The 12790-nt window shown below is 49.7% G+C and carries 14 protein-coding genes; all 14 read right to left on the reverse strand.

The window, feature by feature from the left end:
* Positions 1-30 precede the first annotated feature (30 nt).
* Positions 31-759 (reverse strand): M48 family metallopeptidase, encoded by a 729-nt coding sequence (locus C8D98_RS11680; protein WP_165871312.1) that lies wholly within the window; start codon positions 757-759, stop codon positions 31-33.
* Positions 731-1195: a hydrogenase 3 maturation endopeptidase HyCI gene (locus C8D98_RS11685; protein ID WP_165871313.1), complete on the reverse strand. Its 465-nt coding sequence runs from the start codon at positions 1193-1195 to the stop codon at positions 731-733. The genes C8D98_RS11680 and C8D98_RS11685 overlap by 29 nt, the downstream gene beginning before the upstream one ends.
* Positions 1188-2504 carry a Ni/Fe hydrogenase subunit alpha gene (locus tag C8D98_RS11690; RefSeq protein ID WP_132874342.1) on the reverse strand — a complete coding sequence of 439 codons (1317 nt, stop codon included), beginning with the start codon at positions 2502-2504 and terminating at the stop codon, positions 1188-1190. The genes C8D98_RS11685 and C8D98_RS11690 overlap by 8 nt, the downstream gene beginning before the upstream one ends.
* Positions 2497-3246, reverse strand: coding sequence for an NADH-quinone oxidoreductase subunit B family protein (locus tag C8D98_RS11695; RefSeq protein ID WP_132874343.1), 750 nt, complete (start codon positions 3244-3246; stop codon positions 2497-2499). Before C8D98_RS11695 ends, C8D98_RS11690 begins: the two co-directional genes overlap by 8 nt.
* Entirely contained in the window at positions 3243-4076 is an 834-nt protein-coding gene (locus tag C8D98_RS11700; RefSeq protein ID WP_132874344.1) for an FAD/NAD(P)-binding protein, read from the reverse strand. The genes C8D98_RS11695 and C8D98_RS11700 overlap by 4 nt, the downstream gene beginning before the upstream one ends.
* Positions 4073-5113 carry a 4Fe-4S dicluster domain-containing protein gene (locus C8D98_RS11705; protein WP_132874345.1) on the reverse strand — a complete coding sequence of 347 codons (1041 nt, stop codon included), beginning with the start codon at positions 5111-5113 and terminating at the stop codon, positions 4073-4075. Before C8D98_RS11705 ends, C8D98_RS11700 begins: the two co-directional genes overlap by 4 nt.
* A 274-nt stretch (positions 5114-5387) precedes the next feature.
* Positions 5388-6671 (reverse strand): O-acetylhomoserine aminocarboxypropyltransferase/cysteine synthase family protein, encoded by a 1284-nt coding sequence (locus C8D98_RS11710; RefSeq protein WP_132874346.1) that lies wholly within the window; start codon positions 6669-6671, stop codon positions 5388-5390.
* A gap of 52 nt (positions 6672-6723) precedes the next feature.
* Positions 6724-7146: an RrF2 family transcriptional regulator gene (locus tag C8D98_RS11715; RefSeq protein ID WP_132874347.1), complete on the reverse strand. Its 423-nt coding sequence runs from the start codon at positions 7144-7146 to the stop codon at positions 6724-6726.
* Positions 7147-7214: 68 nt separating this feature from the next.
* On the reverse strand, positions 7215-7418 hold the full coding sequence (locus C8D98_RS11720; protein WP_132874348.1) for a hypothetical protein: 204 nt from the start codon (positions 7416-7418) through the stop codon (positions 7215-7217).
* A 408-nt stretch (positions 7419-7826) separates the two neighbouring features.
* Positions 7827-8498 (reverse strand): 16S rRNA (cytidine(1402)-2'-O)-methyltransferase, encoded by a 672-nt coding sequence (gene rsmI / locus C8D98_RS11725; RefSeq protein ID WP_132874349.1) that lies wholly within the window; start codon positions 8496-8498, stop codon positions 7827-7829.
* Positions 8495-9766, reverse strand: coding sequence for a serine--tRNA ligase (gene serS / locus C8D98_RS11730; protein WP_132874350.1), 1272 nt, complete (start codon positions 9764-9766; stop codon positions 8495-8497). Before serS ends, rsmI begins: the two co-directional genes overlap by 4 nt.
* Positions 9767-10540 carry an outer membrane protein assembly factor BamD gene (locus C8D98_RS11735; protein WP_165871314.1) on the reverse strand — a complete coding sequence of 258 codons (774 nt, stop codon included), beginning with the start codon at positions 10538-10540 and terminating at the stop codon, positions 9767-9769.
* A 5-nt stretch (positions 10541-10545) separates the two neighbouring features.
* The gene (rimO, locus tag C8D98_RS11740; RefSeq protein WP_132874352.1) at positions 10546-11859 is read right to left on the reverse strand and encodes a 30S ribosomal protein S12 methylthiotransferase RimO; all 1314 of its coding nucleotides are present in this window, start codon (positions 11857-11859) and stop codon (positions 10546-10548) included.
* On the reverse strand, positions 11843-12766 hold the full coding sequence (gene ribF, locus C8D98_RS11745; protein WP_132874353.1) for a riboflavin biosynthesis protein RibF: 924 nt from the start codon (positions 12764-12766) through the stop codon (positions 11843-11845). The genes rimO and ribF overlap by 17 nt, the downstream gene beginning before the upstream one ends.
* Positions 12767-12790: the final 24 nt, after the last annotated feature.

Here is a 12790-nt window from a genome sequence, read left to right on the forward strand (position 1 = left end):
GCACACGGACAGAATTAATCAGCGTAATTATTACACAGCAAACTGTTTCATAGACCTGCGCAGGCGTTGGTAATCTGGAATATACCTTCCCACAAGAGCCCAGAATTGCGCTCCGTGGTTATGATGGGCAAGGTGGGCAAGTTCGTGAACTACAACGTATTCGATGCATTCAGGAGGAAGCTTCGCCAGATAGATATTGAACGACAGACCGCCCTTCGACGAACAGCTGCCCCAGCGGCTTCTTGCCTTGCGAAACGTTACGCTTTTCTGTTTTAAACCCATGGCAGCAGACCATTTTTCCACCAGAGGCGGCACAATTTTCTTCGCCTCCTTCCGATAGAATCCGTCCAGCTTTTCAAGCAGTATCTCATCACGCATCATCTGCGGGTTATACTCAAAGACACATTTTCCGGCCTGAAATCCGATTTTTACGGAGCCTATTCCCATTTTTTCATTGAAGATCCACTGATTTTCATACTGCACCCCCAGATAATGCATATTCTGAAGGGGGTCAAAAACGGCATTCGTCCGTTTTTCAGCCAATTTTGCCTGAATCCAGCCGGATTTTGACAGAATTATGCCCCTTGCCTCATTAATGGACATTCGTGCAGAACGAAGCATGACTTTTCCGTCATTATTTATACGGATATATACACGCTTCAGGCCGTGTTTTATCTCGTGGGTAAAGAGAATTTCCCCGTGGGGAGTGTTTACGGAAAGCTCTTTGAACTCAGCGGCTGTTGTTGATGATCTTGGCAAGAGTCTCACAGGATTCCTTAACGGATTCGTCCATTTTTTTCATAAAATCAACGCTTGCGGGCTGTATTCCGCAGATAACTATCTCTGCGCCCGTTTCCTCACGGATAAGCTTTGTGATGAGCGGCAGAGGTACTTTATGGGTGCTCATGGCTTTTATGGACAGAGTATCTTCATATACTATCTGAACGGTTCCCGCCGGAAGCCCCATGTCCGCCGCATCGAAAAAAACGGCCTTTACGGGTTTCACTTCCAGTGCTTTGTCGTATGCGTTTTCTGGTTTTTCGCCAGCATCGAATTTTTCTATTCTGTCCCGACCTTCAATCAGCGTCACTATATACGAGCCGGCAAAATCGTCACCTCTGAGGCTGTTGCCCAGACCGACATAGAGGGTGAGACCTTTTGCGGAAGGGAGTATCTCCCTGATGGTATCAGACAAAATCCACCTCCAGAACGTGTGTTGAGCAGGAGATGCAGGGGTCATATGCCCGCACCATCATCTCGAAAAGAAGGGTCGCCTCCTCCTGAGTTTTGTCGCAGACCATAGAAGCCAGCTGACGCATATCAAGCTCTATGTTCGCAAGATTCTGCCCCGTGGGGATAACACAATCGGCGGAGAGTATCGTTCCCCTCTCGTCCACCTCGTAGCAGTGGTACAGAAGTCCTCTGGGAACTTCAACAGCCCCGACGCCACGTCCGGCCTTAACCTTGATGACCTCGTTCTCATTCAGCCCCACAATCACCGCTTCTGACTTGTCCGTTCCTTTTTCAAGGAGCCTGTCGATGATATGGATTGAATCCTCAACAAAGTGGAAGCACTCGACGATCTGCGCCGCAGTGTTCAGATAGGGATTTGAGCATACAGGCTTCATTTTAAGCTCGTCTGCGGCATATTTTGCCAGCGGATGGAGCTTTTCATAGTTAATGTTGAATCTTGCCAGTGCGCCCACCATATAGGAGTCGCCCGTCAGCCTTGCGTGTTTGGCTGTGGAGTGGGGCACAAGATATTCATTGGTGATGGACTTATATTCGGATTTATCTTTCAGAACGCCCCTGCTTGAGGACACTTTTCCGCTTAAAAGGGCGTATTCGCTGTCGTTTTTCAGTGCAACGTACTCGGTTTCACGGTGAAATTCGGGAAAAACAAAGGTTTTTGCCAGTTCCAGCGTGGGCAGAAGATCCTGCTTCATGGCGGAAAACTGTTTACGCATCTCAAGCAGATCTGCCTCAGACGGTATCTTTGTGAACCCGCCGACGGTGGACGATATGGGATGGACGTGCCTACCCACAAGCACCGCACAGGCATCGTTACAGCATTTTTTCATCCTCAACGCTCTGCGGACTGCATCGCCGTGGGTTGCTGTGAGTGCCAGAGCACTCTTTTTCCCGAGCATATCGGGTGCGGCAAGCATGTATATATGAAGAATGTGACTGTCGAGATTTTCAAGATGGAGCAGGAGTTTGCGAAGCTGAAGAGTCTGCTCGGAGGGTGTGAACCCTATGGCATCCTCGGCCGCCTGAATACTGGCCAGACTGTGACCGCACGAGCATATTCCGCAGATCCGGCAGGTTATGTGCTGGAGTTCGAAAATACTTCTGCCCCGCACCATGGCCTCGAAAAAGCGTGGAGCTTCAACTATCTGCAGTTCACACTTATTCAGTACCCCGTTCTTCATATCCACAACGATGTGGCCGTGCCCTTCCACACGGGTGAGAAACTCAACGTTCACAGAGAGGTTCTTACTCATCGGCGGCTCCTGCGGCGGCGTTGTACATATCTATGGATTTCAGCAGTGCGTCAGGGTCGAGGTCATATTTTTTCATAACGTCCCTCGCACCGTGTATGTTCGGGTTGCTGAGCAGTCCTCTGCATCCGTAGCATCTGTTTCCGTTGTTCAGACACCAGCTGTTGCAGCCCGCCCTTGTGATCGGCCCCATGCAGTTTATGCCCTTTTCATACATGCATTCGTTCTCGTTGAAACGGCACTCAACGCACACAGCATGGTCAGGAATGATGTATTCCAGCCCTGCCAGTGCACTTTTCAGCACCTTGAGAAACTCCGGCGGATATATGGGACAGCCAGGCACTATATAGTCCACCTCAACGATGTCCCCGACAGCCCTTGTGGGCATGGACGGATAATCTTTGAACCTGTCGCCGTAAACTATTCTGCCGTTCTCCTCCATGGGAGTCTTGTTCTTTATTCCGTTTATGCCGCCGTTGACTGCGCATGCGCCGTATGACATCAGCATTTTTGATCTGCGGCGGATCTCTCTGACCTTCTCCTCCGCCTCTTCGTTGGTGACACTGCCCTCTATGATGGCCAGATCGTATTCACCGTCCCATTTTTCGCTCATTATCTCACGAAACTCAACCACCTCTATGTGGCCGAGCAGATCCAGAAGCTCCTCGCCGAGGTTTGCAACCTGAAGCTGACAGCCCTCGCAACAGGCCAGATCAAAAAACGCAACTTTGGGGGTCTGTTTCATATGGCCCCCTCAAGGTCTTTCACCTTGTCATAAGGGAACACGGGACCGTCCATACAGCAGTAATACTGGTGTATCTGACAGTGACCGCATCTGCCCATTCCGCATTTCATATGCCGTTCCAGAGAAACATATATCCTGTTGTCCGGCATACCTTTTTTCAGCAGTTCCTGAATGACGTATATATACATTTCCGGAGGACCGCACACCACCGCAAAAGTATTGTCAGGGTTAAAATTAACCCCCGGAATAAGTGTCGTTATAAGTCCTATATTACCCTTCCAATCGGGGTCGGCCTTGTCCACCGTGCAGCAGAAATTCACGTCCATCCGCTCCGCCCAGTCGGCAACCTCGTTTCCGAAAAGCATGTTCTGAGGGGATTTGCATCCCAGCAGAATATCGACCTTGCCGAAATCCCGCCGCTCGTCCAGAACGTAGTTTATAACGGAACGCATGGGGGCTATGCCAAGCCCGCCCGCAATGAATATCGTATCCCGCCCCTTAAGCAGGTTAACGGGGAATCCGACACCAAACGGCCCTCTTATGCCCACTTCGTCGCCCACTTTCAGGTTGTGCAGAACCGAGGTCATACGCCCCACCTTGCGGATGCAAAGCTCGAAAGTGTCCTGATTTGTGGGAGAGGAGCACACTGATATGGGTGCTTCGCCCGCTCCGAATATGGAAACCTCAACAAACTGACCGGGGTCGTGGTCGAGGCTCTCGCCATTTTTCAGGCGTATTTCGTAAAGCTTTTCGGTGGCGGTCATAGGGGTTATCTTAACCACCTCCGCCTTGTTTATCTCGTAACCCGATTTTTTCAAGGGTATTCTCATATCTCACCCCACGATTTTTTCAGGTTGGAGATTGTCTCTTTAAGGTTTATGGATGCCATGCACTGGCGGCTGCATCTGCCGCAGCCTGTGCAGAAGAATTTTCCGTATCGCTGTACCGGATATTTGAATTTCCGGAAGAATCTGTGCCTTGTGCGCTGCGCACGCTTGGCACGGAAGTTTTCGCCCCCCGCTATGATGGCGAAGGTCTCGTTCTGGCAGGAATCCCACACCCGAACCCTGCGCCCCTTGGAAAGGTTAAGTTCCGGCTCATCCTTAACATCGAAGCAGTAGCAGGTGGGGCACACGTTGGTGCAGTTGCCGCAGGATAGGCATTTTTCCGCCGTTCTGTCCCAGACATGGCTGTCAAATCCCCACTCAAAAATGGACGGAATCTCCGCCAGACTCACATCGGTCTCGTTTTTGAACAGCTTTTTCTTGTCGGAGCGTATCTTTTTAAGGATCTTCTCAGCTTCTGCGTCGGCCAGACTGAAACCGTCGAAAAGTCCTATCATCCCTTTGCCGGCAAAGGTGTTTATGCTGAAATAGTAATAATCGCCGATGTCGGTCATGAACAGGTCATAGCCTCCGGTGGGCATGTGGGTCTGCATCAGCCCGCAGGATGCGTACTGGTCGCATTTGCGCAGGCACTCATAGCCAATCAGCAGAATTTTATCGTGCCGTGCCTGATAGTGGTAGTCCTTAGGTCTGTCCATGAAAACGTGATTCAGACACTGGATTCCGGCTATGTCGCAGGAGTGGACGCCGATTATCACCATCGGTTCCATCTCAACGAATGCCTGCATGTCCTGACCGTTTGTGGTGTCGTATTCCAGAAGGGTCTCGTGCTGCGGCAGAAAATATTTTTTAGGCGGCAGAATGGTAGGGATATGGTTCAGACAGATATCTTCGGCTTCTGTGATATAGTTGAACGCAAAACTTTTTTCACCCCTGCGCACAGGGGCGGCCACCTTATATGAACTCATCAGGCTTTCAACAAAGCCGTTAAAGTGCTCTTTTTTCAACAGAACGTCTTTCATTAAAATCAGCCTCAAACAATGTTACACCACATTATACACCAGCGTGACATTAAAGGAAACCGCTGAAATGACCATTTTTCTTAATTATCAGAACACAAAAAAAGAGCCGAAACGGGGATGAGTCCGCCTCAGCTCTTTTTTGCTTTTATAAGGAGGTTGTCGTATCCGGCTGCGGCTTCTTCCCTCTTTTCCTGTGCCGTTCTCCCCTTCGGCCGCCGCCTGCGATACTCTTTAACCCCGCCGCATCTCTGCGTCAGGGGGCTATTCTTGCTTATCAGGCGTTAAGCGCCTGTTCGAGATCAGCTATTATGTCGTTCACATCCTCAAGACCTATGGACAGACGGATGAAATCGTCCGTAACACCGGTTGTCAGCCTCTGCTCGGGTGTGAGCTGGCTGTGGGTGGTGCTTGCGGGGTGGATTATCAGTGAGCGTGCGTCGCCGATGTTCGCAAGGTTCGAGAAGAGCTTAACGTTGTTTATCAGTTTGCCGCCCGCTTCCAGACCGCCCTTAACTCCGAAACCGATGATGGCTCCGAATCCTCTGGGCAGATATTCCTTTGCTCTGGCGTTGTCCTTGTGGCTTGCAAGTCCGGGGTAGTTAACCCATGCCACTTTGGGGTGGCTTTCAAGATACTGAGCTACTTTCAGTGCATTTTCGCTGTGCTTCTGAATGCGGAGTGTAAGGGTTTCAAGCCCCAGAATGATCTGGTGAGAGTTAAAGGGGCTGATGCAAGAACCGAGGTCACGAAGAAGCTGAACACGGGCTTTGATTGCATAGGCTATGCCCTTTACCACTGCTCCGTCGTGGTTTCCGAACGCCGCCCAGTAGCTGAGTCCATGGTAGCTGGGGTCGGGATCGGTCAGTTCGGGGAACTTGCCGTTTGCCCAGTTGAAATCGCCCTTCTCAACGATTGCGCCGCCGATGGAGGTTCCGTTTCCGCTGATGAACTTTGTGAGCGAGAACACGATGATGTCCGCTCCGTGGCCGAACGCATCGAACAGATAGGGAGCAACTGTGTTGTCCACTATCAGAGGAACGTTGATGCTGTGCGCCAGTTCCGCAATTTTGTCTATGTTGTCAACATTGTTTTTGGGGTTGCCGATTGATTCTGTGTAGAAGGCTCTGGTGTTCTCGTCCGCCGCTTTGATGAAGTTTTCAGGATCGGATGAATCCACGAAGCGCACTTCGATTCCCAGTCTTTTCAGGGTGTATTTAAAGAGATTATATGTTCCGCCGTAAAGGTTTGTCGTACTTACAATGTTCTGTCCGGCCTGTGCAATGTTCAGGATTGAGTAGGTTATCGCCGCCTGACCGGAGGAGAGAACCAGTGCCGCTGTTCCGCCTGTGAGAGCGGCCAGACGTGCCTCAAGCACTGCTGTTGTGGGGTTTGTTATTCTGGTGTAAATGTTTCCGAACTCTTTCAGTCCGAAAAGGTTTGCGGCGTGTTCGTTGGATTTGAACACATAGCTTGTGGTCTGGTAGAGGGGAACCGCTCTGGAACCATCCTCGCCGGGGGTGTATCCGAAATGAAGAAGCTGCGTATCGATCTGGCTCATATAAAACTCCTTAAAAAATCATAGATCATATGATAAATTATATAAAAAATTTTTAAATGACGTAGTTCAGTCCGTTTCCGCCATTTCTGCAGGATTCTGCAAGTTCCGCCAGTGTTGTGTTGTGGAGGTAGTCATATATTACTGCACGGAGGCCGTGCATGTATTCCTTGAGCATGCACTCGCCAGCGGAGACCTTTTCACAGTCTATCATAATGAGTTCGCCGTCGATGGCTTTGAAGATATCATAAACCCTTATTTCTGCAGGAAGTGACTTCAGAGAGAAACCTCCGTCGACGCCCCTTTTGGATTCCACTATCTCAGCACTTTTAAGGTCGTTGAGTATCAGCTCCAGAAAGCGCACGGGTATTCCGTGGATTTCCGCTATTTTGGCGGCTCGCACAGGTCCTTTGCCGTAGCTGCCTGCCAGTTCAACCGATGCTATAAGTGCGTAGTAGCATTTTGCCGTAATCTTCATTCATCACCTTTATCATGATAATAGTGATGTTTTATCCGATGTCAAGGGTGAATTTTGAGATAATGATATTATTTTTTCAGAGCGTTTTCTGTGTTTGAGGGTTCCGAAGCTGATGCTGAGTTCATAAGTGACTTTGCTATATCGCTTATCTGAACGGCATCTGAGTGTTTTGCGGCGGATTTGTTGTTGAGACCGACGGACAGAGCGGCATTGTAAAAGGTTTTTTTATATACGGCAGTGTCTGTAAGGCTGACTGCGGTTATCCCCTTCACTTTTCGCCCTCTCAATGGAACTTATGCCTATAATATCGGCATTTTGAGGGTTTTGATTACATAAATATGGATTTCGGGCTGTGTCCGTGGCAGTCGCATGCAGTTGTAAGGCAGGAATGTTTATTTCAGCCGACGAAATATGATGGGATTGCCGCACCTGCTTACGCAGGTTCGCAATGACGCTTTTCCCACATCACAGTAAAGACCAAACGTCATCCTGAGGCAAAGCCGAAGGATCTCGTATTGAGACTCTTCACTACGTTCAGAGTGACTAAAACAGAAACCTATTTCTGTTTAGATGCTAGCAGAACAAGGATGATGCGATGAGAGGGCTGCGAGCATACTCAAATGTATGTGAGCAGTTCCGAAGAGCATCAGACGCCGTAATGCGACGCATATAAACAGAAATCAGCGGGAAGTTCCGGCAATAACAAGCACAAACGGCTTCTTAACCTTCTCCGGAATTGCCGCCGCAATCTCCTTTGCCGTACCTCTGTAGGTTATTTCATCGGGCATACCCAGATTGAACGACATGCTCATGGGGCGGCTGATGAATGAAACCTCTTCGATAAGCTGATTTGCGTGGTAGGGTCTTTCGAAAACCACAACCGTGTCTTTGTTGTTCATCACCCTGTCCATGAATTTCTTACGCAGAACAACGTCCTTGGGCGGGAAGCCTGCGAAGTAGAATCTTTCCGAGAAGTATCCGGAAACGGACAGAGCCGCTGTTATTGATGAAGGGCCTGGAACGGAGATAACATTGAAACCCGCTTCCCATGCCTTGTTTACAAAATCATATCCGGGATCGGCAACACAGGGCGTACCGGAATCGCTCATCAGCAGCACGTTTTCGTGCCCCATGGCTATTTCCAGCAGAAAATCCTTGTCCCTGTCCAGAGAGTGTTCGTTCAGAAGCATCTGCTCCCTGTCACGAAAACCTGACGCCGCGAGCATTCTGCCCAGATTTTTTTTATCCTCGCCTATGACGAGGGTACATTTTTCAACCACTTCGAAAAGGTACGCAGGCGAACCTGAGTAGTCGCCGCTGATGCTGGTTCCAGCTATGTAAAGTGTTTTCATGCTTTTATCACTTCCAGACCATTCAGATAGGGTCTGAGGACTTCGGGAACTGTAATGGAACCGTCCTCGTTCTGATAGTTTTCGAGTACGGCGACAAGGGTTCTGCCCACTGCGAGGCCTGAACCGTTTATTGTATGGGCAAATTCAACCTTTTTGCCGTCCTTTCTGCGCAGGCGTATGGACGCACGGCGTGCCTGATAGTCGGTGAAGGTTGAACAGGATGATATCTCTCTGTAGGTGCTGACCGAAGGCAGCCATACCTCTATGTCGAAGGTTTTTGCGGATGAAAATCCTATGTCGCCGGAACAGAGCGTCATGACCCTGTAGGGGAGTTTCAGCAGGCGCAGGATGTTCTCTGCGGAATCGAGCAGTTCAGCCAGTTCAGCTTCGGAATCCTCCGGAGCGGTTATCTTCACCAGTTCCACCTTGTTGAACTGGTGCTGACGGATAAGCCCTCTGACATCCTTTCCGTGTGAACCTGCTTCCCTGCGGAAGCATGCGGAATAGGAGCAGTGGCGGATGGGCAGTTCGTTTTCGGAGAGAATTTCGCCGGAATACAGGTTTGTGACGGAAACTTCTGCCGTGGGAATGAGATACAAACCGTCACGCTCGCATTTGAAAAGCTCCTCTTCAAACTTCGGCAGCTGACCTGTGCCCCTCATTGAATCGGCGTTCACCAGATAGGGTGCGAGCACCTCTCTGTAGCCCCTCTCTGTGTGGGTGTCCAGCATGAAGTTGATGAGCGCTCTTTCCAGTTTTGCGCCCATGCCCATGTATGCGGTGAATCTTGATTTAGCTATCTTGGTTCCACGCTCGAAATCCAGCATTTTCAGGTTTTCGGCTATGTCCCAGTGTGCTTTGGGCTCAAAGGATAACTGCCTGGGTTCGCCCCATGTCCTGAAAATAACGTTCTCGGTTTCGTCTTTGCCAACAGGCACTTCATCTTTAACGAGGTTGGGAAGGTTGAGGAGCATCTCCTCCATCTTCGCCTGAATTTCACCCAGTGTCCTGTCGTTTGCGTCTATTTCGTCACCCGCAAGGCGCATCTTCTCCTGAATGGCGGATATGTCGCCGCCCTCCTTTCTGATTCTGCCTATCTCCTTGCTCACGGTGTTGCGTTCGTTCTTCAGTTCGTCGTTCTTTGCCTGAAGTTTTTTGCGTTCCGAATCCAGCGCCAAAAGAGCATCGAAATCGAACTGCGCCCCCCTGTCCGCCGTTTTTTTGCGGGCTGTTTCCAGATTCGCTATGATATATTTAACGTCAAGCATCTACTTCGCTCCTTTCTTGTCCAGCCTCTTCTGCACCCTGTCAAGCAGTGCCACAAGCTGTTTCGCCACATCTTTGGCATATTTTGTTTCGGGATTTTCTTTCATCAGCTGGTTAAAATATCTGAGGGCATCGTTCTCTTTTCCCTCAATGTCCGCATAGTATTTTCCGTAGTCATACAGTGCGTCTTCGTATGATTCTGTGTCCTTATATCTCTCGATGATGAAATCCAGTCGCTTAAGCCCCGCCTGAGGTTCTTTAATGCGGATGTAGAACTCGGCCACCATAAGCTCCCTTTTTGCGAGCATGTTGCGCAGTTCCACTATTTTTTTGGTCAGATCATGTTCTTTCGCAAAGGCAGGATCCTTCTCACGCAGGGTTGTAAAGCTTCTGAGAGCACCTTCCGCCGCTCCCATATCCCTGTCCACCTTATCCATCAGAGCATAGTGGGACAGTCCCATTCTGAGCATGGCCAGATTGGCATCTTCCGACGAGCCGTATATATCAAGATATTGCTGATACGCAGGAATAGCTTCCGGATATTTTTTACTGAGGAAATATGAGTCGGCAAGGAAAAGCTGAGCTTTCGATGCTATATCGGGTGTCTGCGCCTCCATTATGGAGTTTTCAAACAGCGGGATAGCTTCGTCATAGTTCTTTTTCTGGAAGAGCGCCAGACCCTTCTGCATGCTCTCTTCGGCGTTAAGCCTTACTTCGGGCTTAGCGCATGAGACGATTGAGGCCGCAGCCAGCAGTATCACTAAAAGTTTTTTCATCCGTATCACCATGTATTATCAGTTATTTCACAATATATATCGGGATATGCTATCTTCTTTATTCTGCATCTGTAGGGGCCGTAGCCTCTGTCGGCCAGACCGCCTATTATGAACGCTTTTCCATCAATTTCCGGAGCCTGAAAGGTCGCTCTGCCCTGCAGGATGAACTCCGACTCCTCGCTCTCGCCTTCGACGTAGCAGATTATGTCGTTTTTCTTCAGCGATTTCAAGCGGGTATTGGTGTTCTCCTTCTGGAGTTTCTGCAATACCTTTATGCGCCTGTTGACCTCACGCTTGCCCACGGGCTGCCCCATGGTGTATGCGGCTGTTCCCTTCTCCCTGTAATAGGGGAAGAAGCCCGCAAAGTCGGGTCTGTGTTTTTTCAGAAAAGCGATAAGCTCGTCAAAGTCAGCCTCGGTCTCACCGGGAAAGCCCACGATCATCGTTGTGCGCAGGAAGCTCTCGGGGTCTTTTTTGCGGATGGCAGTGAAGACCTCGTCGATAATCTCAGGCGTTGATCTGCGTTTCATAGCTTTCAGCATTTTTGCTGAATAATGCTGAACGGGTATATCAAAATAGCTGAGTATCTTTTTTGACGAACAGATGGTGTCTATCAGTTCATCATCCACGCCGTCGGGATTCATGTACATAATCCTGACAGTGAAATCGCCCTCAATGTTCTCTATTTTTTTAAGAAGAGGGACTATCTCTTTGCGGCCGTAGATGTCTGTGCCGTATTTTGTGTTGTCCTGAGATATGATGATTATCTCTTTAACACCCTGAGCGACGAGGTTTTCGGCCTCGGCAATGATATCTTCGGAAGGGCGGCTGACAAGCTGTCCTCTGATGCCGGGGATTGCGCAGTATGAGCACTTGTTGTTGCATCCTTCGGATATCTTGAGATATGCGAAATAGGGCGTGTTTGCGATGAGCCTTGATGTGCCGTAGTTTTTAGGGCGCTCGCCTGTTCCGTTCAGAAAGCCGATGACCTTGTCCAGCTCACCTACTCCGGTGAAATAGTCTATCTCCGGCATCTCCTTCAGAAGCTCCAGCTTATAGCGTTCGCTCATGCACCCTGTAACGATGAGCTTCGCATCCTTCTGCTTGCGCCTGCTCATCTCCAGAATGTTTTCAATTGCCTCCGCCACAGCAGGTTCGATGAACCCGCAGGTGTTGACCACTATTGCGTCTGAATCCTCCGGAACATGGGTTATTTCGTAACCTTCGTCCTTTATGGAACCCATCAGGTATTCAAGATCCACCTGATTTTTTGAACAGCCGAGGCTGATGAATGATATTTTCTTATTTTTGTCCTTCAAAAAACACCTTTATGTTATCACAGTCGGTCTTTATCTGAGCCTTCAGCTCGTCCACCGACCCGAATTTTCTGTCGCTGCGCATGAACTGAACCAGTTCAGCTTCAATATATTTTCCGTAAAGGTTGCCGCTGAACCCGAAAAGATTCACCTCAACCCGTTTTTTAAGTCCCGAACCCACTGTCGGGCGTTCGCCGATATAGAGTGCGCCTTCGTATGACGCATTGTCAACGTGAACTCTGGCGGCGTATATTCCGTTCATGGGGATAAGTTCGTTCTCAGGTTCGATGTTGGCCGTGGGAAAGCCTATTCCGGTGGCTATTCCGTCCCCTTTGACAACTTTTCCGCCTATGCGGTAGCATCTGCCCAGAAGCGTTGCCGCACTGCGCACATCGCCCTCCAGAAGGTATCTTCTGATGTTTGTGCTGGATGCAGTTATGCCGTTCACGACGACCTTCGGAACCTGAATTGCGGTGTAGCCCAGTCTGGAGCTCATCTGCACCAGAAAATCGAACGAACCCGCCCGGCCTCTGCCGAAGCGGTAGTCATAGCCGACCACTATAAAGCTGGCACGCATCTTTTTTACCAGAAACTCGCTGACGAATATCTCAGGGTTTATTCCCGCAAGATGCTCGTCAAACTTTATCAGAAAAAGCACGTCGGCTCCGAGCTCTTCAAACTCCCGGATCTTCATATCCAGAGTGGAGAGCAGGCTGACATCCGCACCGAAAAACTTCAGGGGATGGGGTTCGAAGGTTACAAAACCGCTGCGCAGACCTTTCTCTCTGGCCAGCCGCACCGAGCGGCTTATCAGCTCTCTGTGCCCCGCATGTACACCGTCGAAGTTGCCGAGGCTCACAACCATATTCCTGTCTGACTGAAAGGAAGATATATCCCTTATTATTTCCATTTATGTAATATGCCAGACACGGTA

This window comes from Seleniivibrio woodruffii (genome assembly GCF_004339245.1).
Classification (GTDB): Bacteria; Chrysiogenota; Deferribacteres; order Deferribacterales; family Geovibrionaceae; genus Seleniivibrio; species Seleniivibrio woodruffii.